Below are 26,090 nucleotides of genomic sequence, written 5' to 3'. Positions count from 1 at the left end.
TTCTGAGTTGGATTCCCGCATATGTTGGATGCAGTTTGCGACACCCTTCTGAATCACACAGCTCGTCACTGCGAGACTCGGCATGGTTATGGAAAAAGCTGGTGTCTTTTGAGGATCAGTACATCACTGCATCCTCTGCAGTGAATCCACCAATTGAACCTGCCTTGACCTGGATACATGCATAGCTTAACTCTGAATCTTCCGCAGCAAGAAACTGTCTCTTTCCTTCAGGTGAAATTCTAACCACATCACCTTTAGCGATTTCAACATCCTCTCCATCAATTACAGCCTTACCCTTTCCGGAAAGAATAAGATAGATTTCCTCATTATTTTTATGTGAGTGTACAAAGGGAACACCTGCTCCTGCAGGAAGATGATTGATACTTATCTCTGCTCCCGTTAAACCAAGAGCATCATGAAGTTCTGTTCTAGGAGCCTCTGTTACGTTTACTTTTTTGAAATTTGACATTTTTGTTTTCCTCCATGTATTTGATATTTGTTTTTGTTTGTTGTATCATCATTTTATCCCTTAGGCAATTTCAAACAAGTACGAACATTTATAATACATAGTCACATTTTTGATACTATTGTGGAAATACAAGGAGAAAATTTTAATGAAAAGCATTTACGGTCAATGTCCTTATGCCACAACTCAAAGAGTCCTTCAAGGTAAGTGGGCCATAGTTATACTCTTTCAGCTTAGTACAGGAACACAACGTTTTAACGAACTTGAAAGGAATATTCCGGACATCACCAGAGCTATGCTGACCAGACAGTTAAGACAATTGGAAAATGACAAACTGATAACCAGAAAGGTATATGCCGAAGTTCCTCCCAGAGTTGAATATAGTCTTAGCGAAATGGGCGAAAAATTCAGGAAGGTCTTGGATCAGATTGAACTTTTCGGCTTTGAATATATTAAAGAAATAGAAAAAGCTGAAGGTTGAGCCCTCAGCTTTTTCATTATTGTAAATTGTTGTCCATCAAAAGAGCTTCTTTCCATCTGAAAAAGCCTCTCCGACTCTTCCGGACACCTTATAATAACCATGTGTGTAAGGATCAAAGGCGATAGCTTCAAGAGAATCTATATTAACCTTGTCTCCAGACATATTTGCTTCCTCAATAGAGGTTTTTACGACTTTTCCGATAACTCCCATTCCTGTCTCGTCACTCTGATATTCGATAAACTCACACTCCATGGCGATAGGAAGCTCATTGATGATTGGAGCATCTACAAGGTCAGACTTGACTGTAGTAAGTCCGCTTTCCAGATAATACTTTTTGGCGTCTGATCATAGTTTGAATTATCTTTATACAGATTTACACGATTACACAGCTGCTGAAGACAGTGATGAATATCAGGCAGTTAAAAAGTTTTATGAAAATGAAGGATACGTAATACTGTCACTTGAGGAATCTGAAGAATTAATAAACAGCATAGAAGAAAAGGCCGGTATAACACCGGCCATGAAAAAATCTGAACTGGTAATAGAAAAATAGGATATTAGCATATCTTTTGCTTCATGAGATTGAACAGTTCCAAGTCCTTCAAATGATTGGTGGTGCTAAGAAGGAGCGTTACTTTCCTGTCTTCTTCTGAGTCTGTCACGTCGCGCTGCCAAGCCCAGTAATGAGGGCCGTCGCCGATTGCTCTTAAGGTTGACATGAGGTATTCCATCACGAAGCCAGACTGCTTGATATCTGCTTCGCAGTCATTCTCATAAAAACCCTGCCACTTGTCATGCTCTCTTTCCCGCTGAGCCTTGTCTCCTGCAAGGAAGGCTTCGCGGGCGAGGCCGGCTTGGTAGAAGGCTTTTTTGTATTCGCCGGAAAGTCCAAGGAGCATGCTCTCACAGGCAAGGCTTGCTCCGAGGTAACCATAGTACATATACTTTACCTGCATAAGCAGAGAATCTTTGAAAAGCTCTTTTCCTGTATCGGAGAGAGCTTTTTCTGTAGTCTCACATTGTTTTAAATATTGTTCATAGTTGTTAGCTGCTGCTTCCACAAGCTCTTTATACCAGATGATCTGATCGCGGAAGGTGGTAGCGCTTGTGGCCCAATTAAGATGTGGCGCAGGCCTATTTCTGTCTACAACAAAGTTCGTTGCAAGCATCCTGGTGATGTGGTTTGCGAACTGCTCTCCTGCTCTGTTGTCCTCGTGAGGGCCGAATTTCAGTGAATACTCAGGCCACTGGGAAAGAAGCTTTGAAACGGCCTCTGCGTTATCAGTGCCATAGTAGGTCCTCGCGTAATCCTGAGTGTAATGCTCCGTGTCTGCGTTGCCGGTTTGCCAGAGCCTTGCCACAAGGTCAAGGTAGTAAAGGTGCGGCTTGATGTTCGAGCAATTGATGATCCAGAAATCTTCTGCGCCGTTTGAGAGGCAGTCTGAAAGCTCTTTTCCTATAAACAAAGGTGCGTTCGGCATCATGGTCATGTGATTTGCAGCCTGAAGATCATAGAAGGATACGTGGTAGTAGATGCCATGTCTTCCGTGGTCGCTTTCTGTGGGAAGCGCATAAACTCTGGGGTCGTCGTCGTTCTGCCTACGTGATACCATCTTGCCGTAGCCGTTGTCGGCCCAGATTTTTATTACGTCTTCGGGGAGTTCGAGGTTGCCGTCACGGTAAAGTGCCATGATCTCACCGTAGAGATTGGTGCAGCAGACTGCGTCTTTGTTATGCTCTTTGACCAGGTCGTACTGCATGCGAATGATCTTGCTGATGAGTTCGCCACGGGCTTTGGGCGTGTCGTATCTCGGATCGTCTGCCCAGAAGGGTTTATCACCCTGTCCTCTAAATCCAATGTTCCAGATCACCTTGCTGTCTGACTGCTCCTTGATTGCGTCCTTCCAGAGACCGATGAAGAGGTCTTCGTGCTTTGCAAATGAGGGTTCAAGGTCAGGATATGCTCTTATGAACATCTCAGCGCCCAAGGGCTCTGCGTGGTGATGGGTTATATAAAGGCCCATCCTGGACGCCAGGGCGCGGTACTTTCTTGAATTCTTATCAGTCCCCGGAATGGTCATATTTCCGCCAAGGCGCAGCAGTGCCTCAAAGGCCATCTCCCAGGGCAGTTCTGAACTTCCGTCCACTTTCCAGGTTGCCAAAAGGACTTCGTCGTTGATAAACCAGCCACGATAGCGGACTCTTGGTTTTTCAGATCTGTAGGTGAAGCCTTCGGGAATCTCTATGCTCTCGCGGCGCTGTATCTTCTGGTCGTTCCAGAACCACAGCGGCTGTATGCCGAGAAAGCGCCTGCTTATCTCATAGATACCGTAAATAAAACCAAGGTCGTCAGAGGCTTTTATTGTCAGGGTATTGTCCTTGCATGAAAGCATGTAGGTTTCAGCTTCAAGGGAATTTTCTTCCTCAAGGACAAGGTTGGGAGTCAATGGGGAAGGTGCAGTTTTGGACCCTGGGGACGGAGTCAGTGACTCACTTAAATCTCTTTTCAAGTGATCTAATGCATGTAAAACAGGCTCGCTTGCTTTTCCTGTTATTATGGTTAAGTTTGTATTGATGATCATAGCTATTTTGCCTCCTGCCGGCGTTTATAATAAGCTGAATTTGCTTATTTAATTGCTGATAATTCAAGGATAACAGAAGCCTTCAATTTACATAATCGTTTTGTGCTAACTTGGTCGTTTTTTATAAGATTTCAACTATGAATGAACTAAAATGTGCCTATTAATGATTTAGACTACAAAATAATTACTAATGATTATATTCCGATATTATTTACTATTTTTTCCTCTCAGCTTTCTTTTCAAAACAAACAGGCAAATAAAGCACATAATAATCTGAGTAACAGTAGAGCACGGTGTTGCCAAGCCTATATGAAAGAGCGATACAGGTTCCTGCTTACTCATAATATAAGATACAGGTATTCTCACAAGGAAAGCTCCCACTATACCCTGAACCATGACAAATCTTGTATATTCCATCCCATTGAAAAAACCTATAAAACAAAAAAGGAAACATGTAAACAGGCAATCAATGGCATATGCTTTAAGGTAGTCCCAGGAAGCAGCAACAACTTCTGCATCTTTTGCAAATATCACGGACAATAAATCTCCATGGAAAAAAGCACTGTAAAACATGAATACTGCAAATATGAATGATACTCCGATGACATATCTGAGCCCTTTTAAGGCCCTATCATATTTGCCTGCGCCTCTGTTTTGAGATACAAACGCCGACATTGACTGAGCAAAAGCTGAAGGTATTAGCATGATAAATGCGCAAACCTTCTCTGCAACGCCTACTCCCGCGGATGCAATTACACCAAGTGAATTGACTATAGCCAGAATGACAAGGAAGGAAATACCCACAAGAAGATCTTGCAACGCAACCGGAGCTCCGATAAACACTATTTTTTTGATGATTTCTTTATTCAGTTTAAAGCAGAATCTATCAAGCTTAAATGGTAGTTCCTTTTTGCTTATCATTAGCAAAGATATCACAACACTTATCAGCTGCGCGGCTACTGTTGCTATAGCAGCTCCTTTTGTTCCCATTTTGAATCCTGCAACCAGAGTTAAATCTCCGATAATGTTACAGGCACACGCTATAAGCACTGTTACAAGCGGAGTGACAGAATCTCCGAGTCCTCTGAATATACTTCCTATCAGGTTGTAAGATATTATTACCACTGCTCCAGCTCCGCATATCCTGATATATGAAACCGTAAGACCATAAGCCTCCTCCGGCGCATTCATGATACTGGCAAGATTTCCGGCAAACAATGAAATGAATGCTGTCAGGAAAAGACCTGTCGACAAAAACAGCATTATTCCATTTGCCACTATTTTCCCACCATCAGAAGCTTTTCTTTCACCAATCTTTTGTCCTAAAAACACAGTCATACCCATTGATAATGAACTTACAAGATTTGTAAGCGTCATCATGATCTGTGAACCGGTTGATACACCAGACACATCAGCAGGTTCTGCAAATTTGCCTACAATCATAAGATCAACAGCGCCATATAGTGATTGCAGAAATAGTGCCAAAAGCACAGGGATAGCGAACTTAAGAAGTGGCCCCAGTATTTTCCCTTCTGTAAAATTTTTCTGATTAGACACGTACATTACCTCCAAAAAAAGCCGGATAAGAAACCGGCATTTCAACCAGTCATCTTATCCAGCTTGTCGTTTCAAGAACAACTCACCCTCCGATGAATAAACAGTTATTCGATTCAATAGAGAAATACTAACCTATTTGAAAAAAGAATGCAAGTTGATATGGGATGCAGTCATATCGTTCCAACTCACTTTTGCTCAAGAAAATTGATCCTTTGACATAATTTCCAACCAGGATCTTACACGCAAGTGAAAAATCTTCGTATACAAGCGGACATTTTGCAGACATTATGCGGACATTTTCAAAAAAGCCCGTTTTATTCAATGCTAATGGTTATAGTAACATCTCCATTGGAAAGAAGATCAGTCATATCTTCCGTATTCTTATCAGATATATGTCCAAGTCTTGTATATGACCAGCTATTAGAACCATAGAACACTACCATCTGATTTCCGGAATACAGAACTATATCACCTGATGATGTTGTTGTCTGCTTATCATCTCGTGGCAAACTCTGTCCAATTGAGCCCACCTGTTCAAAACCGCCATACATTGACATCTGAATGGTAATATCACCATCTTTAGCCATATCCCGCAGCGCTTCTACAGCCTGATTGTCTTCCCATTCCACATTAACTTTTGTATCGCCAATCTTCATTATCATTGTACTATCTCCAATAGCTTCATCATCTACTGATTCATCTTTTTCTGCCAGCTGATACATAGCAGTTTCCTCCGACATGACATTCTCTTCTGAGCTTTCTGTTTCAACATTTTCTGATGTTGATATTTCAGTTACTGCATTCTGATTATCACCGGAGTTTATTGTATTTCCTGAACAGGCGCTCATACAAAACATGATTGTCATACAGAATGCTATCAAAATCATTTTTTCTTTCATATCAAGCATCCTTTATCTTAAAGACTTTCCAAACTCGAAAGCTTCGTTTAACTCTTCTGTTTTCCCAGATGCCTCACCCATATCACCTATGCCACCGCAGAATAAGGAACCGGAGAATTCTGCCTTTTCAAAACAGTCAACCCATCCCTGAAGTCCGCTTTCAGCCTTTTTAGGCACAAACTCTTCATCCTCAGCTGCGACGGAGAGCATATATACATTTCTAAATTTATAATCTGAAGGATATAGCGGATTGAGCCTGTCCAAAAGAGTTTTCATCTGACCGCTCATCTCGTAATAATAAATAGGTGTTGCAAAAACGAGAATTTCTGCATTCTTTACTTTTTCTGCAATAGTGACAGCATCATCCTTAATGACACATTTTTGTGTATTTTGACAGGCCAGACATCCGATACAGAATCCGATATTTTTCCCTTTTAGGCTTATATGCTCCACATCATGACCTGACGCTTTTGCCCCCTCTATAAGCTTTTCAGTAAGTATATCTGAATTGCTATTTGTACGAAGGCTTGTTGAAATAACCAGTACTTTGCTCATATCATCTCATCCTTTATTTCTTTTCTATCGGTTCTACATCCTCAACCGTCATCATTACTTCAGATTCTCCATAAAGAAGCTTTCCAGCTTATCAAAAGGAATATAATCCTTATCACCACCATCATACAGATCTGTGTGTACTGCATCAGGGATTAACATAAGTTCCTTGTTATCTGCATACTTGCTGTCTTTGATCATATCTGCATAAGCATCCTTTGAGAAATAGCATGAATGTGCCTTTTCTCCATGTACAAGTAAAACTGCACTTCTGATCTCGTTGCTGTATTTAAGTATTGGCTGATTAACAAAGGATTCACAGCCGATCACATTCCAGCCGCCATTGGAATTAAGGCTTCTCTTGTGATAACCTCTTTCAGTCTTGTAGTAATCATAATAGTCTTTCACAAAGAAAGGTGCATCCTCCGGAAGTGGATCTACTACACCGCCGCCAAGCTTATACTCACCTGCCTTAAGGTCTTCAAGTCTCTGAGCGCACATGGCAGCCCTCTTCTGATACCTTGCTTCCTCGCTGTCCTCGGAGTCAAAATATCCCTTGGCATTTACTCTTGTCATGTCATACATTGTCATTGCAGCTGTAGCTTTGATCCTTGTATCAAGAGCTGCTGTATTTACAGCCATGCCGCCCCAGCCACAGATACCGATGATTCCAATCCTGTCAGGATTTACTTTTTCATTAAGTGAAAGGAAATCAACTGCAGCCATGAAATCTTCTGTATTGATATCAGGAGATGCCATAAATCTTACGTTCCCACCGGACTCTCCTGTAAATGATGGGTCAAATGCTATTGTTAAGAATCCTCTCTCTGCCATTGTTTGAGCATAAAGACCGGAACACTGCTCCTTAACTGCTCCGAATGGCCCGCATACAGCAATTGCAGGAAGTTTGCCCTCTGCATTCTTAGGAACATACATATCTGCTGCCAGGGTGATTCCATATCTGTTTACGAATGTTACTTTGCTGTGGTCAACCTTATCACTTTTCTTAAAGGTCTTATCCCACTCGGTTACAAGGTTTAGTTCTTCTTTTCTGATCATTTTACATTCCTCCGTTTTAATCATTTCTCTTTTTGAATCTGTCTTATCAAAAAATCCATGTTATCAACTTTTTTCTGGCTGTTATGAAGCTCATCCATAAGATGGCACCGGCATTTTCTAAGATCTCGAAGAAGTGTATCAGTGTCACCTTCTTCATACATCTTTTTCATAAAGTTTATTTCTTTCTCATCGCAGCCCATGTCCGATAGGCCTTCAAGAATCTTTTTGGTATCCATCTTATTGCTCCTTCTGACTTCATACTAAATCCTTGACCAGATTTTCGCTAATGAATAAAATAAATATCATGATATTCGTTTTTGGAATAACACATTGATTGTCAACTTTATGGAGGTTTTCATGGAAATAAAAAATCTCAAATACTTTCTTGCAGTTGCAAGGGAAGAAAATATGTCAAAGGCTGCTGATCAGCTTCATGTATCACAGCCCACTCTTTCAAAGACGTTAAAAGCATTAGAGGAAGAACTTGGAAAGAAACTGTTTGTAAGGCACAGTTTCAGCATTTCGCTTACGGACGAAGGGATGCTCCTTCGTGACAGGGCTCAGGATCTTGTTGCCATGTCCGATAAGATAGAACAGGAATTTAACTCTCTGGATGATATAACAGGTGGGGATATTTATTTTGGACTTGCTGAGAGCTATCAGATCAGATACCTTGCCAGAGAGATCTATAAGTTAAAAGAAAAATACCCTAACCTCACTTATCATATAACCAGCGGAGATACTGAGCAGGTTACTGAAAAGCTTGATAAGGGTATTTTAGACTTTGCTGTACTATGTGAAACACCAGACAGCAATAAATATGAATATGTAAAATTCCCGGAAGCTGATGTGTGGGGAGCAATCATGCCTTCATCTCATCCCCTCGCCAGGAAAAAGTCCATCCGGGTCTCTGACCTGATAGGACAACCTCTATTTGTCTCTGAACAGAGCTGGAACAATGAAATCAAAGCGTGGGCCAAAGACAGATTCAATGAACTTAAGCTGGAGGGTTCCTTTAGACTTTCCTATAACGGCTCTGTATTTGCAAGGGAAAAACTTGGAATCTTACTTACGTTCAAGAACCTGATAAACACCGAAGGTACTGACATGGTATTTAAGCCTCTTTCACCGGAACTGAAATCAGAGCTATATCTCATTTGGAATAAGTATCAGACCTTTACTCCTATAGCTGAAAAATTCCTGGAGCAGATAAAAAAGACTTTTAAGTCCGTAGTGTGACGAAGCGTGACAAGGAATGACAAGGAGCGACGAAATTATAGCGATTTCAGCGTCGGAAATTACAGGACGTAGTTACGACATGTTTAGAAATACAGGGATGTATTTCTATGTCGGGAACTACAGGACGTAGTTACGACATGTTTAGAAGTTCATGGATGAACTTCTATGTCGGGACGACTGCTCACCACTATGTCGTTATCATGCACTGTCATGCACGCTTCCCACAGCTATCCGTCAGCTCATTTGCCGTTATCATGCACTATCATGCACCATTCATTGGAAAAAATATGGTACAGATGTGGCACTAGGCAAGTATTTGTGGTACTTGGGAGTCCATCAAAGGACTCTTCCTAAATGACATCCTGATCATTTAACTGATCAAATATATCCTTCTTTTTCTTTTCCGATACCTCGGCGTATATGCCCAATGTTGTCTGGACATCCTTGTGTCCCATAACGGACTGAATCACCTTGGCATTGGTTTCATTTTCACAAAGTCTTGTACAAAAAGTATGCCTTGTGATGTGGCAGCTAAAATCCGGTATGATGACCGGCTCCCTGCCCTCTCTTTTTGCATCCACTATTTCCTGTGCGTTATGATCCGATACTATGCGCTTGATAACCTTATTCACGCCAGCCGGATTCTGCAGCCCACCAAAACGATTACAGAAGATGAAGTTTTTCATTCCGCCAAGTTCTACCAAGCAATGATAACCATACTCCTTCTGATTGCGCTTCTCCATTTCAAGTGCTGCCTTGACTTTCTTGAGCATCGGAATCGTTCTGATTCCTGCCTCAGTCTTAGGAAGCGCAAGCTCGTATTCGCATTTATAGCTCTTGTCAGATCTGGGATAGTATGTCACATCATGGTCTATCGTAATTATCCCATTCTCAAAATCAACATCATCCCAACGCAGACCGATAATCTCGCTTATTCGACAGCCAGTACCGAACATCACAGTAAACAGCGGTTTCCACCTAAGATTCTTCTCAAGATCAAGGCTTCCAAGAAATGCCTGTTCTTCCTCTATCGTGAGTGCATGTCTTACACCTGTGCTCCCGTCCCATTTCTTCTTCACTTCAGCCATAGCCCCATCCGCAGGATTGTTACGGATGACATTATCCCTGACTGCAAGCTGGAATGTAGGTCGCAATACTGTGTGGACAGAATCCACCGTACTAACAGATAATCCCTTGCCAAGCAAAGCGTTGTAAAACAGCACCACATCAGAATATCTGACATCTGAAAGCTTCTTCTTACCGAATCCATCTCTCACGTAACGGTCATAGGTATACAAATAGTTGGTCTTAGTCGAACTACGTAGCTCAGTCTTAGTTGCAATATAGCGGTCAAACGCATAGTTTACATCCGCATTGCCCTGGACATAAATATCAAGTCCGTCAAGCTGGTCCCTCTGAAGCTGCTTTTCCTTTCTCCTAAGCTCCTCTAAGTCCTTGGAGTAAATACATCGCCTCTTACCTAAAGGATCTGTGTAGGAATATCGGTAAAGCTTCTTATCTTTCTTGTAGTCCTCGCCCTTGTGTAATACCCTGCCCTTAGTGTCTTTACGTACTTTTGCCATAATCCATCTCCTTTCCATTCAGGAAAGAGACTTTGCAAAATTACTGTTGCTTAGTTTCAAACAATTGTCTGACACCTTCGCGTATGGTTTCTGTTATGGTCTGGTTGTTTTGGTCTGCACGCTTTTTCAACTGCTCGAATTCCTCATCAGTAAAGCGGATGGATATCTTGCTTGACTTCGGGTTTTCAGTCTTTGGTCTTCCCATCTTAGCCAAATCAGCGCACCTCCTTCAACCAAGCCTCATTATACTTTTTGTCCTGCAATATGTCAAGTGTTTTTGTCCTGCAAAATCTCTTAACTGGATCTCATGAATTATTGAGCCTGATATACTTTTCAATCTGCTCAAGATCAACAAGTGCTATCTTATCCACATGCATGACAGCATCAGCATTATTTGCAAGCTCCGTAAATTTCCGCTCGCTCATGCTGTACAATTCTGCGCCCTCCTTATAACGAACATATTTTTTGGTTGAATATCTTTGCGCCCGGAGAAGAACCATCGAAAAGACGTCGCTAGGCACATAAAATACCACATCATTAAAGATACATTTGACAAGATTATCATCATCTTTCTCTTTGGCCATAGGCATCGCTCCTCTCGCTATAGTGTTGCATGGCTAATCAGCCAATAAAGGCGCACTTTCCCCCTATACTTTCATGGATATTTTTCGCAAATGCGCTTTTATTGACTGACAAACCTTTTTCATAAAAATACTTTGCAGTGATCCTGGGTATGATCACATTGGAATTCCACCAGCTTCTTCAGCCCCTATCTTTTGGGAAGTAACTTTAACTAAGGAACGCATCATCGCCATAGGATCCCCAATCCCATTTTCAGTAACATATACGACGCTCCGCAACTCATATAGGTAATTCGCTTTTCTTCCTAATTAATATAGAGTCACATCTTGGCGTACTTACTGTTCGGCTTAACGCTCCGGTTGTTCTGCAAAGTAAAACGATATTCAATTTTCAAAGTACTTCCCCGCCGCAAACAACGGCAATTCCTACGCCGGGCTTGTCAGCCCGAAAGGCATATAAACGACACCTGCAGCTGCTACACCGCTTTCCGGCTTATATGCCTTATGAGAATGACAAATGTTAATAATGAAGGCGATAGGAATCAGGAGTTATCGTTAATAATGATTAATCCTCTATTTTCTCAAAATCCATTACTGCATTGTCGAATATGATCCCCATATCTCCAAGCAGGTCATCAAAACCGTACAATTCCTCTTCAAATCCATATAGCTCTGATGACATTCTTATCTCTCTATTAAGCGCATAACACATAAGCTTTTTATAGTGCTCTTTCAATTCAAATAATGCTCCGACATCTCCGTTCATTGCCGCCTCTGCAAGAAGCTCCTCCGGCGGAGCATATTTACGTCTCTTCACTTTTCTTTTTTACCCCTTTCCTCAATTCCCTGATAGCCTTAGACTTCGTGGATTTCGCTGTTTCATATTCAATCCCCAGTTCACTGGAAATCTCGTCAAGTGTCATATCCAACATAAAGCTCATCAGCAGAATCTCACGCTTTCTATCCTGAAGTTTCATCAGCATTTTTGCCAATTCTTCATTCTGAATCAGGACATCCTTTCCCCTAACGGATAATTTGACAGCATACAGATCCCCATGATTGTCATCTCTCGTTAGCCAGTTTGGATCCACATCATCTGCACCATACTGAAAAATGAGATACTGTGTTTGCTTATAAACTAAATTATGTGCCACATTATAGATTGTCCTTTTGCAATACCTGTCAAATCTGTCCCTGAAACTCCCTTTTTTATCCTTTGGATCGAATTCATAGCCACTCATAGTTATCCTTTCTACTTTTGGCTCCTGATTCCGTCCTTCATTACATAGAATTAAAATAGATAGTGAAATGTGGGTATAAAAAACAAAAAAATATTTAAAAATCTTTCTCTTTACATATCGACTTTATTATTGTATTATTAAAGTGCGTTTGTTTAATGGAGGTGATGCAACATGCCCAGACTAAGAGAACAACGAATAGAAATACTAAAAGAATTGGCGAAAAAAGGCGGCGGACTAATTACCACCGCCCAGATAGAAAATGCAGGCATCAGCCGTGTCTTGATACCCACTTTTGTAGAAGAAGGCATACTCTTAAAAGAAAGCCGAGGAATATACTATTATGCAGACGAATTTCCTGACGTTCTCCAGATAATACAGGCAAACAATCCAAGAGTTATTTACTCCTATGGAACCGCACTCTATCTTTGGAACATGTCAGACCGTATCCCTCATGTATGGGACATCTCCGTGCCGCAGGGATTCAATGCAACCCGCATAAAAAAAGATAATCAAAATATCAGGTTGCATTACGTTAATGCCGATAAATGGAATGTCGGCATTACTGAAACCTTGTCACCAGATGGAAATGTAGTCCGCCTATATGATAAGGAAAGGTGCATAATCGATCTGCTAAAGAAAAAGGACAAAATCGATAAACAGCTTTATCTTCAGGCTCTGAAGGAATACTTCACTGACCGGAATACAGATAAAACACAACTTATTAAATATGCCAAAATTTTCCATATCGAACGCAAAGTGCGGGACTATATGGATATAATGACGAACTGATAAAGGAGTTTCCCCATGAAAACACCAGAACAACTTAAGGGAGCAATCCGTAATATTGCCAAGCAGAAAAATCTTCACGCACAGGAAGTATTACAGATTTTTATGTTCGAGCGCATATTGGAACGATTATCATTATCGCCTTACAAGAAGAACTTTGTTCTAAAAGGCGGTCTTCTCATATCTTCCATGATCGGCATATCTGAAAGAACCACCATGGACATGGATACCACCATCCGAGGAATCGACATGGACGAGGCAAACATCAAACGTATTGTAAAAGAGATTTTCACTATTAATGCAGGTGACGGTATCTTATTCCAATTTGAGAAAATCGAACCAATCCGTGAAGATGATGATTACAACAACTTTCGTATCCACTTCTCTGCTGAATATGGCAAGATTAAGAACAAAATGAAGATGGACATCACTACCGGCGATGAGATTACTCCTGCAGCAATCGAATATTCCTTCCATACGATGTTCGATGAAAAAGACATCGAAGTATACGCCTATACCTTGGAGACAATCCTTGCAGAAAAGTATGAAACAGTTATCCGCCGAGGAATCGGAAATACAAGGTCGAGGGATTATTATGATCTGTATGTACTCTTCCATCTTTACAAGGACGATATCAATCCGGATCACTTCAAAATAGCCGTTGAACATACCGCCAAGAAGAGAAATTCCATTGAGCTTATAGGCAAATACGAAACCATCTGCGAAGAGATCAGAAATGAGGAATCCCTTGCATCGGACTGGCACAATTATGTGAACGATGAGACATATGCCGCCCACCTTTCCTTTGATGATGTAGTACAAAATGCCCTTGAGGTCGGAAATTATCTGAAGAATATTCCGGAAAGCGATTGACCTGTTCAACTTCTTCTGCTAACATGACCTCAGTTCCAATTTCATAAGACACCTAAACTGCTACTAATTACCGGTGCACCCTTGCGCCTGTACTGTGGCAGTTTTTTCTTTTTATATCTGATTTCCACAGTACAAACGCATAAGGACAATCGCCGGATACGGCGTTATGGGTTCATAGCCGCCTGCCCTATGGCAGTCTGAACCCGCAAATCGCAAGCGATTTGCAAGAAGAATACCAAGCACTGAATGTGTCATGACACATTCACATTTACTGCCCTTTTTCCTATCGACAAAATGACAGTAAATGAGCTTGCAAGGGGTTATGCCCCCTGACCCCCATCATTGACTAAATGCTATGGTTTATATTTGCGCAATATGCAGTTTTGTCAGAAATCATAAGCACTTAGTCTGGCAAAAAGGAAAGGAGTATTTACATTTGAATCAAAAAAGAGAACGTAGGAATCCCATACAAATCTATCTCAACGATGACGAAAAATATATCCTCGATAATAAAATCAAGGCTTCAGGCATGAGGTCAATTTCTGAATATATACGTCATCTTATAATTTATGGATATGTTTATGACATCGACTATAATTACCTCCAGGATTATGACAAGCAACTCTCGATTATTGGGAAAAATATAAATATGATCCGGGAACGAATTTTCAAAACAGGGAACATTTATGAAGAAGATGTAAAAGAAATAAAGGAGTTGATGGAGAAAGTATGGCATACACACGAATCCATGCTATCAAAAGTACCGTTACAAAAGCTATAGCTTATATTTGTAACCCAGAAAAGACGGAAGAGAAACTTCTTGTTGATACATTTGGATGTGGTATTGAGACGGCAAAACATGACTTCGATTTTGCACTTTCACGTACAAAGCGTACCGACAAAAATCTGGCTTTTCATCTAATCCAATCTTTTGCAAAAGGAGAAGTATCTCACGAAGAAGCTCATCTGATTGGAATAGAGCTTGCAGACAAACTTCTTGAAGGAAAGTACTCTTATATCGTAGCTACACATACTGACAAGGGACATCCTCACAACCATATCATCTTTTGTGCCGCCGATAATATAGAGCACAAAAAGTATTATGACACCAAACGAAGTTACCATCATATACGAGAGCTAAGCGATGAACTATGCAAAGAGCACAATCTTTCAGTCATTATTCCAAGTGGCGTAAGAGGAAAAAAATACACCGAATGGAAGGCAGAACTTGAAGGTAACTCTTGGAAAAAACGATTAAAAGAAGATATTGACGAATGCATAAGAATTGCAAAATCTTATGATGATTTTCTGTTGTTAATAAAGGGAAAAGGGTACACTGTCTATGGCGATAAACTTGGTGATCCTCATGCAAAATATATCAAGTTCCTTGCACCTGGACAGGAACGTCCTATACGTGGAAGCTTCAAGAATTTTGGATCCGGTTATACCAAAGAAGATATTAAGGATAGAATAGAAAATCCAGAGAAGTGGCATGATAATGAGCAAAGTGCGCAAAAGCAAACCGAGAACAATATAGCAATCACAAAACGCATAATCAAAGTACCAAAAAAGGATATTCTTACTCGCACCGGAGCAAGCAAAACTCTAATTGACACTAGCGGAGAAAAATTTCAAAACAGCCCTGGTTTACAGCATTGGGCATCCATAAAGAATCTAAAAACTGCTGCTTCAAGTTATGCTGCAGCAGATAACCTTGCTGAACTCCATAGGCAAATTGAAGAAAAAAGGGCCGAAGCTAATTCTGCCAAAACAAAACTTGTCGAGCTTGAACATGAGATAAAAAAAATCTCCGAGCTGCTTCTGTATGCGGAACAATACATTGACAACAAATCCTTTCATAATAAATACAAAAAATCCAAAGATCCAGACCGGTACTTACGCATGCATGAAACACAGCTCATTCTCTTTGACGGAGCTGAACGTATGCTTAGAAAAATCGGGCTTGATGCTGATTCTATTGATATTACAGAAATAAAAAAAGATTATGATAATCTTACAGCCCAAAAAACTGATATTGAAAAGAACTATAAATCCCTCAAAAATGAGACTACAGCATTACAGCTAAAATCAATCAATATTTCTGAATATATATCACAAAACAAATCCCAATCAGAAATAAAGAGTTCAAAATATTTATAGTCCAAAAAACAGATAATATTACTAACAAATCCTTAAGTAAGTAGCGATAATTATGTCATAATTACCACTACTTACTTATATGATTATGAAAAAAATAATATCAATCACAATTCCTAAATACAATTTCCAAGCAACTAAATAATTTGCATTTATAAACTGTTTCTCCAATACATCCGTACCGTTCTACATTATACAGCTTAATTTCCTATACCTATTATTAACAACATTGTCAATTGATTATGTTTCTCTGAGACTAAGTTTATTTTCTACCAAATAATTCCTCCCACCATTCTAACCAATTCCCTCCTGATGTGAATAAAACTAACATTTCATTTACCTCCATTAAATAGACTACCAATATCAACAATTGGTAGTCTACTATACTGACATTCTGTACTCAATATGTTTCCATACGAACGGTATTATATCCCTATCAACGGTCATGACTTTAGAAATATATCCACCTTGAACACTCCATCTTTTGCTTCAATCCTACATGTCCCCTCATTTTTCTTGACCATCTCAAACACATTTCTCATTCCAATTCCATGATTTGTCATATCGCATTTAGAAGTTTTAGGAATCCCCGTGTCGTCAAATTCAATATCTCCTTCATATGTATTTTCCACTTGAATATGCAAATAGCTTTTTCCACATTCAAAAAGGGTTGCAACTCTACCTTCATCCATTTTACTTACTGCTTCTACTGCATTTTTTATAACGTTCGCACAAATTACACACAGATTTCTATCATCAATAGAAATATTATTTGACAACATGCCGCTTACTTCCACATCATATTTTTCTTTTAGTGGAATCAGATAATAGTTTAAGATGGTATTAATTACATCATTGCCAACATTATAACTTTTATTACTAATTCCAGTTACAACCCCAGTTACCTTTTCAAGATACTGTTTCATCTGCTGGCATTCATGATTTTCACAATAATTGTGCAATTCCAGCAAGTCATTTATAATATCGTGACGAAATTTCTTTGTTTCCTCCTCACGCTCCAAGAGCCGTTCAAAATACTCCCTCTGCTGTCTTATTTGCATTTCTGTTATTTCCTTTTGAATACGATACTCGTAAGCCGTACCATAAAAATACACAAATATAAATAACAGGATAATTATTGAAATGCCGCCTATTAACAGCAATATTTGCCCAGCAGTAATCATCTTCGTGTTTGGAAGATTCTTCACAATTACGTATGTAAAAAATGACAGCATTGCCATCAGAAGAAGCATTATTAAGTCCAGCAAAATCCATACAGTGATTGGCATCCGAAATGCTTGTGCATTATATCTATTCCTAAAGATATAATAAAATGACCATATTATTAGCAAAATAGCCACCATTATTATCCCATCAAAACGTCTTTCCTCAATAACATATTTCGTTTGTATTGCAATAATAATGTTTTCTTCGATAATAGACAATACTAGCCAAGTCGCCATTCCCATTATAATAGCTTCCTTAACGGATATTTCGAATAATATCCATATCAATATCATATACACTAGAAAAAAAGCAGGAACCGGACCGGCTATTCTATGCTGCCAATCGAATCCTGCCATCAATGTTAAACTCCACAATATAATCCATATAGATATACAAATTAATCTTTGGTTTGTTTGCTTCCTGTATTCTCTCCTAAAAAATACATAAAAGAAAGATAAAAATTCAAAAAGCATAATCATATTTGTCAATACAATTTCAATTCTCACAGTTATCTCCATTTTGTATCATATATCATATACGTATTCACAAAAGATTTGCGAAGTCTCCTTGATATCGCAACTCTATCCCCATTAATCATTGTTATGTAACTATCTTGAATCTTATCAATCTTCCCCATATTAACGATAAAAGATTTATGGCACCGAAAAAATGTTCTTTGATCCAAGATAGTAGCCCAAAAAGATAACGATTGCTCACTTCTAAATTCTACATTCATTGTAAAAACAAGCGTCGATGACCGATTTGCTTCAACATATAGTATTTCTTTTTGCGGTATACTATATTGCACCCCATCCCTAAACACCAATACTTTTTGTTTTAACTTAATAGTATTCCTTACATCATCTATGGCCTTAAAAAGCTTTTCATCATCTATAGGTTTTGTCACAAAACGATATGCTTCAATTTCAAAGGCTTCCCTGAATCTATCTTCTCTCCCTGTCAACATGATAATTTTGTACTCAACATTACGGTTTCTAAGTATATGCCCTGCCTCTATCCCATCCATTTCTGGCATATCAATATCAAGAAGCAAAAGATCTATATCTTTATCATTATTTAGCAATTCTGAGGCTGACAAAAAATGAACCACACTCACTTTGAATTTTTTTTCTATAGCGTAGTTCTCCAAGGCCTTTTCTATAAAAACATGAACATAATTTTCATCGTCACACACACCAATTACTATTTGTTCCGCACTTTGGCTTAGGGACAAATTGCTTCTATCGCCGCCAAAAATATATTCGTTCATATTCCAAATCTCCAATACATGATTATCTATTGGCCACTTTTTATCTACATGCCCCTGATGCGCTCAATCAATAGTTTTAAACTTTCTCTTAAAATCAATCAAATTCAAAATTTCTCTTTGATCAATTTCAGATAGCTCGGCAAACAACCTTGTAAAATTATCTATCTGCCCTTTGGTTGAAATCTTTCCATACATCAATTCATCCACGCTAATGCCATACAGCTTGGAAAATCTTGCAAGCTCCTCTGCTGATACTTTTCTTTGTCCGGATTCAATTGCGCTTATCGTAGGTCTTGAAAGCTGCATCTGTTCCGCAACAAATGCCTGAGACATTTTTAAAGATTTTCGTGCTTTTTTTAGTCTTTCATGCATTTTTTCTCTCCCACCAATCTGAATTATAGTTTATTACGATTGTTTTGTCTACATTTTATGTCAGATTATCTGACAATACATGCCACATCCAAGTCTATTTTCAGTCTTCTGCCTTTTCTTATTCTATTCGAACCAGAAGATACTACCGCTACCCGATATTTCTTAAATTATCTTATAAAATGGAAGCCGAGATGACGGGACGTGTCTTCTCGGCTTCTTCATAGTATGAAAGGTTGATTTTCATCAACTTATATCAAAAAAGCGGCGTCCCACTTCTTGATACACATAATCTGTATGCTGTATTTGATATTTTCAGTTTTGAATATCAAATATCTATAGTTCGCATAACTCCTTATAGAATCATTTTACAAGATTTAATCAGATTTTCAATAGACATGCCTTTATTGTACGGTGTTTTATAAATATTTAATAATTTGTTGTTATGTTAAAGAATTATCGTCCCTTCAAATGCGCAACATATTATTGTGCGCAATTTAAATATATAAAAACAACCCCTCCGGATATGCAGTAATCCAAAGGGGTTATATAATTTATCTTAATATCTTAAATTTCCGAAAATTTCCCACTCAAACTCTTTTTTCAGACCATTAATCCTCGTTCCGAACCGTCTTCCGTCTTCCTCGTCTTTTTGGCTTATCCTCTTCAGGATCATCTTTCATATCTGACCGAAAGAACTCCAGCATCTCATCGAGGGTCTTATCGCTTTTTACAAAAGCATTCACTAAAATCTCGTTTTCAATTCCTTAATCATCTACATAACTCTATCAGCAATTCAATTGAAGCCTTAAACTCCTCTTCCGTATAACTTCTGCCAGAATCAGGATGATCTATGGCATTTCGAATATATGTAGGTAATGTTTGGTAATTATGATTACGATATCCATCAAACTTCTCATGCTTCGTTCTATCATACTGTTGCTGTTGTGCAATATATGCATCGCAAGACTCTATAGTATGATTATTTGTCTTCATCTGAAGATAAGCATAAAGCTCAATGTGGTAATCTTTGGAAGGAACACCAAATGCCAGGTAATTCGTCTCAGCTGATGTTATCGTTGGCAGGACATTCGGAGCCGTAACCTTGCGACTGCTTATCGTACCATTCTCATCTGTCAAAACGATAACCAGGACATTATCCCGATCCTCTAATGCTGATTGGATTACATACTCAGAATGTGTGGCTACAATCATCTGAACGGATTGGGTAGCATTATCATCACTCGTAAACAGCCCACGATAGTAATCCAACATCTTCTTCTGCCATTTGGGATGCATTGAAAGTTCCGGCTCATCAATCATCACAATGCCACCGGCGATGCTTTTTGTATTCCGTAGCAGATGCGCTCCACGGAAAACTATCTGCTTTTCTCCAGTACTTAGGTCATCAACCGCTATGCTTTGCCCATGCTTTGTAAATAATACCTTCTTCTCATCGGGATCTTCTGTGTCAATCCCATCATACCGAACATCATCAAAGAAGTCATTGAAAGCTTTCTCAAAGCGATAACCCTTAGAAGCCTTCTTGAAATCCTCATATTTCTGGTCGTCAAGACCTCCAGCATTGCTTTTCTTCATCCATTCAGATGAGTCTTGTGCATCTATGTCGATAAGTAATTGCTTTATATGTGTAAAACTGCCATAGTTATCAGGCTCAAATTTCTCAGCATCTATCTGCATAGTAGTTGAAGATTTTACCGGATCCGTCTTAAACCCCGACCTTGCCTTGGAATAGGCAAAGCCATAATGACGGAAATCCTTTATATCCTCGTCTATCAAATTATAATTTGTATTTCTTCCGCTATTAACGGCCTCCTCATTGCCAGAAGCCACATCAACTCTTTTATAGAACCCAGCATTTCCACTTCTTGAATCGGGTATTGCTTTATATGTTGTTCCACTAATGTCATAATCAATATACTCAAAAACTGTATTTGGTCCACAATCCAAAACAGTCGCAAGCGATTCAAGCACTGTGGTCTTACCTGCGCCATTCTCTCCTGCGAGGATGATTGTGTTATAGGCAGTTCCATCATCCTTAGTGAAATCCAATTCAAGATTTCCAAGTGCTTTGTAATTCTTCCATTTCAGCTTCTTAATCATAAATGTTTATTCCAATATTATCTGATTGTTCCTACCCGTTTCTGGCTGTTCCCGATTCAGTTTCTAATCCAGTTATACAGTAAGGTTATAATTTTTTGGCTTCTATTCTGTCGTTTTTCTCCTACGGCCTCCACGTCGTTTGGGTTTCGGACCGACATCCTCAGACTTCATGTCTGATTCGAAAAATGTGACCTCCTCCTCGATCGTTTTATTGCTCTTCATAAACGCTTCCACAAGCGTCTCGTTCTCTATGGCCGCCATCCTATTCCTCAGATTCTTTAATTCTTCACAAGCTGCGTTATAGGTCTCGCCAGTCCTTGCAACTCTTTCCTCAGCCTTTTTTATTTTTGCTTCCAGGCTTTCCTTTGTCATACGTGTCATGATCCTACCACCCGATGTTATCTGCTATCTTTAACTGCTCAATAATCCTGTTCGCCCTGTGCTTCACATATGCAACATCCATTCCAAACGCCTTCAATATAACCTTTTGCGTCTTTGTCACCGCATGATCAAGCCAGTATATCTGATCATGACCACGTACCATTTCTATCTTTTCAAGTTCCCTCAATGCCGCCGGCACCGTCATATAGTTGGGGTTTTCATCTATCCTTTCCAGTTCCTCTTTAAGCTTGGTGTATATCCCGTTCCTTACAATAAGTGCCACAAATTCCACAAATATTTTTGCGTCCGTTGACTCATTTAGATGCGTCCTCTCACTTTTTTCCAAGATATGATTTATCGCCCCTGAACATTTTCTCCGAGGCATCCCTGCTATAGTAGATGTCGAGAGCCTCCGCCGCAGTCATCTTATCCGATGTGACTATACAGAAGTAGCCGCACAGCTGTAGTTCTCTTTTTATCACGTCATCTTTTTCTTTGATAAGAGTCAGTATTCCTTCGCTATCATAAAACGTATCGAAATAATGCTTTTCTGTGTTGTTCAGCTGATAGTCGGTTCCATACTGCTTCTTCAGACTCCTCGCCAGCCGCTCAAGCCTTTCCTCTAATTGTTCCTTTTCCCCATGCTCCTTGCCTGTACTATGGTATATGTGGAAATAGCGGTCATTTTCATCATCCGGATACAGCTTATCCTTTACAGTATGTCCATAAATAACACAGCTAAGCTTTATTCTACTTTGTCAAAAACACTTTACATAAATAGAAATAGAGAGCAGTCGGGACAGACTACTCTCTATTTTGCCTGTGTGACGGCGTGTGTGAAAGGACCCACCTGTGTGTGTCAGGTGAGGCTCAGAAAATATATTTTCTACATATATTTTACTACACAGTATCATCAAGATTCATTATTTGAAAGATTTTTAATACTTTTTTTATATGTTTTTTCATAACTAAATAGCAAATCCCACAATAATATGTAGTATTTCAAATATTTATCCGTTGTTTTCAAGACTTTATTTCAAGCCATAGTGATTACTTGGCTTTAACGATTTTGAAGGTTATCTTCTTAGTACCGCAGATATTACCATTAGCACGGATATACATAGATGCAGTACCTGCTTTGACGTTGTTTGTAAAGCCATAGATTTCAAAGTCTGTTATCGGAGTTCCCTTATAAGTAATACTTACATCCGCCTTGGAAGGAATAACTTCTTTACCGGTATATTTTTGGTCTGCTACCTTGATCTTGCAGGATGAAAGAAGTGCTTCACCTACTATGTAAGTTGCGCTAAAGAAAAGAGGATCACCTTCCGGCTGTGCATAGTTTTCATTCTTGGCTTTAGCCTGAAGGTCCATCTGAATTATTGCACCTGCAGGTACAATATCGCCATCATTGATTTCTGTGCCCTTACTATACTTAACTTTGTCGTTTTCCATATAATCTTCTGCATAACGGTAGCTTACAGTACCTTCGACAGTGTAGTCCTTCTTTTCTTTAAGAGCTACGTTGTTATCAACAAGAGTATACTTCGTCTTAAAGTTATTCTTCTTATTCTTGTATACAATGTCATTTGCTGTCAGCCAGATGCTGTTCCAAGGCGTGAACTCCTTCTTTGTAACGGTAAACTCAAGAGCCTTCTTGATAGTTCCACTGTAACCGCCCTTAAACTTAAGGGTTACACTGCCCTTCTGTCCTGCCTTCTTGTTGTTAACATAGGAAACAGTAAAGTCCCTGCCATACTCAAGCCAGACTGTCTCTTCTCCATAGAACCTGCCGGTTACGTCGAAATTAGGCTCGGCACCGCCTACACTATATGAAATATTATTAAGATCTTCCCAATACTCAACAAAAACAGTCTTGTTAAGGTCATCTGCTGTCAATTTTCTTGGAGTAATCTTGATCTTCTTATAGATTCTTCCATCTGTGCCTCTGTCAGGTCGTCCCTGTACAATAATGGTAAATGTTCCAACGTCTCCGTAGTTATCATTTGACCAAACATCATAGCGATCTGATTCAAGCTCTTTTCCTGTAGCCTTGTTAATTACTCTAGCAGTAGTCTTTCCTTCTGCTGCTATGGATGAAAGATCCGGACGCCAGTCATGATTTTCGTCTTCGGCATAGGCGAGGATACTCGTGCCACGATACGGTATCTTTGTGGCATAATCTACAAGGTCGAGGGTCCATGCGTTGATAGTAAAGAACAATGTTCTCTCGCCCAGGAGATTGCTTCTGTAACCTGTCTCATCATCGCCATTTTCATAAGGAACAATCTCAATAAAGTTCTGCGTTCCGGGATAGCGGTTCGTACGCTCATCATTAGCGCCGGGATCACGAACAGTGTAGTAGTATGGATACTTCTTATCAGTATCAGACAAAGCAGCATACTTCTCATCATCCATGTATTTAAGCTCTTTGCCCTTAGAGGTTACCTTTAATGTCCCTTCAGCAAACTGCTTAATAAGCTTGGTAGACTGAAGATCGGGAACAAGCTTTCCCTCGACTTCTGACTCTGAGTAGTCAAATGCCGGCAATTTGGGCATCTTGGCCTCACCAAGGTTTACAAAGTTTGCCTTTTCTTCTGCAGGCAAAACCAAAAGATTCACAGATCCGCCATTATCAAGATTTCCTGTGAAATTGCCTATTCCTCTGGCATTTATCCTGTAATTATTCCAGTCATTCTTGTTTGCTTTTATATCATCAAGAAGCTGCTGAGCAGTCAATGCATGCTCAAAATCAGGACCGTCAGGAGTATTTTTATTAAAATAGATCGCATAATCTTTGCCATTCTTAAGCTTGGCCTCTTTACCCTTATTTACAAATGTGAGCTCTATCACAGCCTTCTTAAGAAGTTTAGAATCATCTGCAAATACCATGATTGTAGGACCATTGGTAGGCCTGCAGAAATTAAGATTAATGGGAAGTATTGAAAAATATGTTGTCTCCTTGAAGTTGTAGTTTCCAATACCGGTCACGGTAAAGGAAGGTGCTTTCTTCTTGTCAGCATCTGTAAGGTTTTCAGGAAGGACATACACTTTAGTGTTGTTGCTGTAGGTCAGCTTAAAGTCTGTTCCTTCTACAAGGCTTCTGCCGTTGTAATAAACTCTCACGTTGCCATCATGATCAATCTTGGTACCTGTATAAACAAATTCATATTCAGAAGGCCTGTGTTCTTCATCGTAGTCTCCCCAAGGGATAGTACTTATGACAAGGCCACTGGTTGCTATCTTACTCGGATCATTGTCAAATTTGCCTCTGTCGATTTCTCCAATACCGTTCCAGATATCCCAGTTATCGAGATGTACAACCATATCCTTGAACTCGGAATTGGCATAACCATCCTTAACAGCTACTGCACTTATACGTGCAAAGCCATGCTCTATTGTTGAATAAACTTCTATAGGGGTCTCATAGACCTTTCCAAGGGCAATCACAACTTCCGGTGTTGTTTCTGCCGGGAATTCCTCTGAATACTCAACGTTGTAATAAATCTTGGCACCTCTTAGCCAGGTCTCCATGGTGATAAACTGGCCATTTTCTATTCTTCCCATGGCGCCATCTTCGTCCGGTTCATCAAATTTCTCAAATCCCCAGAAATCGCTCATCTCGACACGTTCGATTCCTGCAATGTTGACCTTGGCACTAAGATAAATCTCACCATTTACAATAAAATTGGCATTGCCGCCACCATGAGAAAGACCATCTCTTGCCTTGATTTCATACTTCTTTGTAAGAACGTTGTCTACGAAAGTCTTCTCATCTGTAAGCTCTGTTATAGTTACAGCATTCTCGTTCTCATATTTGTTGCCTTCTTCGTCATAGGCTTCGCCATAGAAGTTGAAGGTTACAGTCGGTTCAACACCGGTCTCACTTTTGGCTTTAAGTGTTATGGTATCGGAAGGATTTACCCCCATGGAAAGATTGATCTGATCCTTATCAAGTGAAAAATCTGACGCAACAGTAATAGTTGCACTCTTTTTTATCTTTCCAACCTCTACAGTGAGGGTTGCTTCTCCCTCTTTTGCAGGAATAAATTCCACAAAGGTTTTTCCGGTGCCGGAGACGGAATCCAGCTTCTGCCTCTCACCGTCTGCTCCACTTTCATAGGAAAGAAGTTTAATTACATTGCCATTTGATATTGACCACTTGAAGGTCTCGTTCTTTTTCCACTCACTGAAAGTATCTCGCTCTTCATCCGTAGCGTCTCTGTCCAGACCAAAGTCTGCGCTGCTATGGACATTTACATAGGCCTTAGCTTCGTGGTAAAGAGTCATTCTGTCTTCAGAAAAAGGTGGATCTGCTTCGAAGGTAGACTCCTCTTCCGTAGCTCTTTCTGACTCTTCCTCTATATCGAATGCAGGGTCTATTTCATCATCTTCATAGATAAAAATATCTTCTTCGCTGTCTTCAGAAAAAAGTTCATATGATTCTTCTATCAAGGTCTCTTCATCATCAGGAGACTCAATTTCAGAATTAAGTCCATAGGCATCTTCTATCTCTAATTCCTCAAAAACGCCGGCCTCTGAATGAGCTGCCAAGGCTCTTAGATTAACTGAATTAACAGATGACAATAAAAGCATGGCTGTAAGAGGTATTGCCAGAAATCTCTTAATATGCATGTGCAAGTCCTCCTGGTTTAAAAAAGGC

29 protein-coding genes are annotated in these 26,090 nt (G+C 39.7%); 8 read left to right on the top strand and 21 right to left on the bottom strand.

What is annotated here, in order from left to right; all coding sequences use genetic code 11:
* Positions 1 to 115 precede the first annotated feature (115 nt).
* Positions 116 to 469: a cupin domain-containing protein gene (locus WAA20_RS06480; protein ID WP_013282514.1), complete on the bottom strand. Its 354-nt coding sequence runs from the start codon at positions 467 to 469 to the stop codon at positions 116 to 118.
* Positions 470 to 614: 145 nt separating this feature from the next.
* On the opposite strand from WAA20_RS06480, the gene WAA20_RS06475 reads away from it, so the two are divergent.
* Complete coding sequence (locus WAA20_RS06475; RefSeq protein WP_013282515.1) at positions 615 to 947, top strand: helix-turn-helix domain-containing protein; 333 nt, start codon at positions 615 to 617, stop codon at positions 945 to 947.
* A 36-nt stretch (positions 948 to 983) separates the two neighbouring features.
* Here WAA20_RS06475 and WAA20_RS06470 read toward each other — a convergent pair whose 3' ends face one another.
* The gene (locus WAA20_RS06470) at positions 984 to 1,199 is read right to left on the bottom strand and encodes a hypothetical protein (protein ID WP_330361472.1); all 216 of its coding nucleotides are present in this window, start codon (positions 1,197 to 1,199) and stop codon (positions 984 to 986) included.
* Between the two features lie 100 nt (positions 1,200 to 1,299).
* Here WAA20_RS06470 and WAA20_RS06465 point away from each other — a divergent pair, with 100 nt between their 5' ends.
* Complete coding sequence (locus WAA20_RS06465) at positions 1,300 to 1,500, top strand: hypothetical protein (RefSeq protein WP_073384703.1); 201 nt, start codon at positions 1,300 to 1,302, stop codon at positions 1,498 to 1,500.
* Between the two features lie 4 nt (positions 1,501 to 1,504).
* On the opposite strand, the gene WAA20_RS06460 is transcribed toward WAA20_RS06465, so the two are convergent.
* The 6 genes from WAA20_RS06460 to WAA20_RS06435 form a co-directional block, all read right to left on the bottom strand.
* Positions 1,505 to 3,394, bottom strand: coding sequence for a glycosyl hydrolase 115 family protein (locus WAA20_RS06460; protein WP_338802509.1), 1,890 nt, complete (start codon positions 3,392 to 3,394; stop codon positions 1,505 to 1,507).
* 342 nt (positions 3,395 to 3,736) lie between these two features.
* The gene (locus tag WAA20_RS06455; protein WP_073384707.1) at positions 3,737 to 5,086 is read right to left on the bottom strand and encodes an MATE family efflux transporter; all 1,350 of its coding nucleotides are present in this window, start codon (positions 5,084 to 5,086) and stop codon (positions 3,737 to 3,739) included.
* Between the two features lie 314 nt (positions 5,087 to 5,400).
* The gene (locus WAA20_RS06450) at positions 5,401 to 5,985 is read right to left on the bottom strand and encodes a cyclophilin-like fold protein (RefSeq protein ID WP_242951121.1); all 585 of its coding nucleotides are present in this window, start codon (positions 5,983 to 5,985) and stop codon (positions 5,401 to 5,403) included.
* Positions 5,986 to 5,997: 12 nt separating this feature from the next.
* Complete coding sequence (locus tag WAA20_RS06445) at positions 5,998 to 6,540, bottom strand: flavodoxin family protein (RefSeq protein ID WP_027217865.1); 543 nt, start codon at positions 6,538 to 6,540, stop codon at positions 5,998 to 6,000.
* Between the two features lie 54 nt (positions 6,541 to 6,594).
* Entirely contained in the window at positions 6,595 to 7,596 is a 1,002-nt protein-coding gene (locus WAA20_RS06440) for an alpha/beta hydrolase (protein WP_073384709.1), read from the bottom strand.
* A gap of 20 nt (positions 7,597 to 7,616) precedes the next feature.
* Entirely contained in the window at positions 7,617 to 7,832 is a 216-nt protein-coding gene (locus WAA20_RS06435; RefSeq protein ID WP_022758556.1) for a hypothetical protein, read from the bottom strand.
* A gap of 121 nt (positions 7,833 to 7,953) precedes the next feature.
* Between WAA20_RS06435 and WAA20_RS06430 the strand changes: the two genes are divergently transcribed.
* Both WAA20_RS06430 and WAA20_RS06425 read left to right on the top strand, forming a co-directional pair.
* The gene (locus WAA20_RS06430) at positions 7,954 to 8,835 is read left to right on the top strand and encodes a LysR family transcriptional regulator (protein WP_073384711.1); all 882 of its coding nucleotides are present in this window, start codon (positions 7,954 to 7,956) and stop codon (positions 8,833 to 8,835) included.
* A gap of 107 nt (positions 8,836 to 8,942) precedes the next feature.
* Positions 8,943 to 9,143 (top strand): hypothetical protein, encoded by a 201-nt coding sequence (locus WAA20_RS06425; RefSeq protein WP_139263563.1) that lies wholly within the window; start codon positions 8,943 to 8,945, stop codon positions 9,141 to 9,143.
* 42 nt (positions 9,144 to 9,185) lie between these two features.
* On the opposite strand, the gene WAA20_RS06420 is transcribed toward WAA20_RS06425, so the two are convergent.
* The 5 genes from WAA20_RS06420 to WAA20_RS06400 form a co-directional block, all read right to left on the bottom strand.
* Positions 9,186 to 10,418 (bottom strand): tyrosine-type recombinase/integrase, encoded by a 1,233-nt coding sequence (locus WAA20_RS06420; RefSeq protein WP_073384713.1) that lies wholly within the window; start codon positions 10,416 to 10,418, stop codon positions 9,186 to 9,188.
* 40 nt (positions 10,419 to 10,458) lie between these two features.
* Positions 10,459 to 10,623 carry a CopG family transcriptional regulator gene (locus tag WAA20_RS06415; RefSeq protein WP_073385017.1) on the bottom strand — a complete coding sequence of 55 codons (165 nt, stop codon included), beginning with the start codon at positions 10,621 to 10,623 and terminating at the stop codon, positions 10,459 to 10,461.
* 100 nt (positions 10,624 to 10,723) lie between these two features.
* Positions 10,724 to 10,918, bottom strand: coding sequence for a DUF6462 family protein (locus WAA20_RS06410; protein ID WP_073385019.1), 195 nt, complete (start codon positions 10,916 to 10,918; stop codon positions 10,724 to 10,726).
* A 646-nt stretch (positions 10,919 to 11,564) separates the two neighbouring features.
* Positions 11,565 to 11,816 (bottom strand): hypothetical protein, encoded by a 252-nt coding sequence (locus WAA20_RS06405; RefSeq protein ID WP_073384715.1) that lies wholly within the window; start codon positions 11,814 to 11,816, stop codon positions 11,565 to 11,567.
* Entirely contained in the window at positions 11,803 to 12,240 is a 438-nt protein-coding gene (locus WAA20_RS06400; RefSeq protein WP_073384716.1) for a sigma factor-like helix-turn-helix DNA-binding protein, read from the bottom strand. Before WAA20_RS06400 ends, WAA20_RS06405 begins: the two co-directional genes overlap by 14 nt.
* Positions 12,241 to 12,411: 171 nt before the next feature.
* Here WAA20_RS06400 and WAA20_RS06395 point away from each other — a divergent pair, with 171 nt between their 5' ends.
* From WAA20_RS06395 to WAA20_RS06380, 4 genes are all read left to right on the top strand, one after another.
* Positions 12,412 to 13,029 (top strand): type IV toxin-antitoxin system AbiEi family antitoxin domain-containing protein, encoded by a 618-nt coding sequence (locus WAA20_RS06395; protein ID WP_073384718.1) that lies wholly within the window; start codon positions 12,412 to 12,414, stop codon positions 13,027 to 13,029.
* A gap of 15 nt (positions 13,030 to 13,044) precedes the next feature.
* A complete protein-coding gene (locus WAA20_RS06390; RefSeq protein ID WP_073384720.1) occupies positions 13,045 to 13,899 on the top strand; it encodes a nucleotidyl transferase AbiEii/AbiGii toxin family protein in 855 nt (284 codons plus the stop codon).
* A 436-nt stretch (positions 13,900 to 14,335) separates the two neighbouring features.
* On the top strand, positions 14,336 to 14,680 hold the full coding sequence (locus WAA20_RS06385) for a CopG family transcriptional regulator (protein WP_073384722.1): 345 nt from the start codon (positions 14,336 to 14,338) through the stop codon (positions 14,678 to 14,680).
* Entirely contained in the window at positions 14,629 to 16,059 is a 1,431-nt protein-coding gene (locus tag WAA20_RS06380) for a relaxase/mobilization nuclease domain-containing protein (RefSeq protein WP_073384724.1), read from the top strand. Before WAA20_RS06385 ends, WAA20_RS06380 begins: the two co-directional genes overlap by 52 nt.
* Before the next feature lie 440 nt (positions 16,060 to 16,499).
* Here WAA20_RS06380 and WAA20_RS06375 read toward each other — a convergent pair whose 3' ends face one another.
* The 8 genes from WAA20_RS06375 to WAA20_RS06340 all read right to left on the bottom strand — a co-directional run bounded on the left by WAA20_RS06375 (position 16,500) and on the right by WAA20_RS06340 (position 26,062).
* The gene (locus tag WAA20_RS06375; protein WP_073384726.1) at positions 16,500 to 17,789 is read right to left on the bottom strand and encodes a GHKL domain-containing protein; all 1,290 of its coding nucleotides are present in this window, start codon (positions 17,787 to 17,789) and stop codon (positions 16,500 to 16,502) included.
* Between the two features lie 2 nt (positions 17,790 to 17,791).
* Complete coding sequence (locus WAA20_RS06370; RefSeq protein WP_073384728.1) at positions 17,792 to 18,553, bottom strand: response regulator transcription factor; 762 nt, start codon at positions 18,551 to 18,553, stop codon at positions 17,792 to 17,794.
* 63 nt (positions 18,554 to 18,616) lie between these two features.
* Positions 18,617 to 18,925, bottom strand: a complete 309-nt coding sequence (locus tag WAA20_RS06365; protein ID WP_073384730.1) for a helix-turn-helix transcriptional regulator — start codon at positions 18,923 to 18,925, stop codon at positions 18,617 to 18,619.
* A 768-nt stretch (positions 18,926 to 19,693) separates the two neighbouring features.
* The gene (locus tag WAA20_RS06360; protein ID WP_073384732.1) at positions 19,694 to 21,046 is read right to left on the bottom strand and encodes an AAA family ATPase; all 1,353 of its coding nucleotides are present in this window, start codon (positions 21,044 to 21,046) and stop codon (positions 19,694 to 19,696) included.
* A 102-nt stretch (positions 21,047 to 21,148) separates the two neighbouring features.
* Positions 21,149 to 21,418, bottom strand: a complete 270-nt coding sequence (locus WAA20_RS06355; protein ID WP_338802500.1) for a hypothetical protein — start codon at positions 21,416 to 21,418, stop codon at positions 21,149 to 21,151.
* A gap of 13 nt (positions 21,419 to 21,431) precedes the next feature.
* Positions 21,432 to 21,773 (bottom strand): hypothetical protein, encoded by a 342-nt coding sequence (locus WAA20_RS06350; RefSeq protein WP_139263567.1) that lies wholly within the window; start codon positions 21,771 to 21,773, stop codon positions 21,432 to 21,434.
* A complete protein-coding gene (locus WAA20_RS06345) occupies positions 21,760 to 21,909 on the bottom strand; it encodes a hypothetical protein (RefSeq protein ID WP_338802498.1) in 150 nt (49 codons plus the stop codon). Before WAA20_RS06345 ends, WAA20_RS06350 begins: the two co-directional genes overlap by 14 nt.
* A gap of 568 nt (positions 21,910 to 22,477) precedes the next feature.
* Entirely contained in the window at positions 22,478 to 26,062 is a 3,585-nt protein-coding gene (locus WAA20_RS06340; protein ID WP_073384738.1) for a chitobiase/beta-hexosaminidase C-terminal domain-containing protein, read from the bottom strand.
* Positions 26,063 to 26,090: the final 28 nt, after the last annotated feature.

The sequence above is a fragment of the Butyrivibrio fibrisolvens genome (genome assembly GCF_037113525.1).
In the GTDB taxonomy this organism is placed as follows: domain Bacteria; phylum Bacillota; class Clostridia; order Lachnospirales; family Lachnospiraceae; genus Butyrivibrio; species Butyrivibrio fibrisolvens.
This window is presented reverse-complemented; position numbering and strand designations above follow the sequence as displayed.

What these genes read in the sequence shown, in the direction of transcription:
- WAA20_RS06480 (WP_013282514.1), bottom strand. Translation starts at nt 469, where the DNA reads ATGTCAAATTTCAAAAAAGTAAACGTAACAGAGGCTCCTAGAACAGAA.
- WAA20_RS06475 (WP_013282515.1), top strand. Translation starts at nt 615, where the DNA reads ATGAAAAGCATTTACGGTCAATGTCCTTATGCCACAACTCAAAGAGTC.
- WAA20_RS06470 (WP_330361472.1), bottom strand. Translation starts at nt 1,199, where the DNA reads ATGGAGTGTGAGTTTATCGAATATCAGAGTGACGAGACAGGAATGGGA.
- WAA20_RS06450 (WP_242951121.1), bottom strand. Translation starts at nt 5,985, where the DNA reads ATGAAAGAAAAAATGATTTTGATAGCATTCTGTATGACAATCATGTTT.
- WAA20_RS06445 (WP_027217865.1), bottom strand. Translation starts at nt 6,540, where the DNA reads ATGAGCAAAGTACTGGTTATTTCAACAAGCCTTCGTACAAATAGCAAT.
- WAA20_RS06440 (WP_073384709.1), bottom strand. Translation starts at nt 7,596, where the DNA reads ATGATCAGAAAAGAAGAACTAAACCTTGTAACCGAGTGGGATAAGACC.
- WAA20_RS06435 (WP_022758556.1), bottom strand. Translation starts at nt 7,832, where the DNA reads ATGGATACCAAAAAGATTCTTGAAGGCCTATCGGACATGGGCTGCGAT.
- WAA20_RS06430 (WP_073384711.1), top strand. Translation starts at nt 7,954, where the DNA reads ATGGAAATAAAAAATCTCAAATACTTTCTTGCAGTTGCAAGGGAAGAA.
- WAA20_RS06425 (WP_139263563.1), top strand. Translation starts at nt 8,943, where the DNA reads ATGTCGGGAACTACAGGACGTAGTTACGACATGTTTAGAAGTTCATGG.
- WAA20_RS06420 (WP_073384713.1), bottom strand. Translation starts at nt 10,418, where the DNA reads ATGGCAAAAGTACGTAAAGACACTAAGGGCAGGGTATTACACAAGGGC.
- WAA20_RS06415 (WP_073385017.1), bottom strand. Translation starts at nt 10,623, where the DNA reads ATGGGAAGACCAAAGACTGAAAACCCGAAGTCAAGCAAGATATCCATC.
- WAA20_RS06410 (WP_073385019.1), bottom strand. Translation starts at nt 10,918, where the DNA reads ATGGTTCTTCTCCGGGCGCAAAGATATTCAACCAAAAAATATGTTCGT.
- WAA20_RS06400 (WP_073384716.1), bottom strand. Translation starts at nt 12,240, where the DNA reads ATGAGTGGCTATGAATTCGATCCAAAGGATAAAAAAGGGAGTTTCAGG.
- WAA20_RS06395 (WP_073384718.1), top strand. Translation starts at nt 12,412, where the DNA reads ATGCCCAGACTAAGAGAACAACGAATAGAAATACTAAAAGAATTGGCG.
- WAA20_RS06390 (WP_073384720.1), top strand. Translation starts at nt 13,045, where the DNA reads ATGAAAACACCAGAACAACTTAAGGGAGCAATCCGTAATATTGCCAAG.
- WAA20_RS06380 (WP_073384724.1), top strand. Translation starts at nt 14,629, where the DNA reads ATGGCATACACACGAATCCATGCTATCAAAAGTACCGTTACAAAAGCT.
- WAA20_RS06370 (WP_073384728.1), bottom strand. Translation starts at nt 18,553, where the DNA reads ATGAACGAATATATTTTTGGCGGCGATAGAAGCAATTTGTCCCTAAGC.
- WAA20_RS06365 (WP_073384730.1), bottom strand. Translation starts at nt 18,925, where the DNA reads ATGCATGAAAGACTAAAAAAAGCACGAAAATCTTTAAAAATGTCTCAG.
- WAA20_RS06360 (WP_073384732.1), bottom strand. Translation starts at nt 21,046, where the DNA reads ATGATTAAGAAGCTGAAATGGAAGAATTACAAAGCACTTGGAAATCTT.
- WAA20_RS06355 (WP_338802500.1), bottom strand. Translation starts at nt 21,418, where the DNA reads ATGACAAAGGAAAGCCTGGAAGCAAAAATAAAAAAGGCTGAGGAAAGA.
- WAA20_RS06340 (WP_073384738.1), bottom strand. Translation starts at nt 26,062, where the DNA reads ATGCATATTAAGAGATTTCTGGCAATACCTCTTACAGCCATGCTTTTA.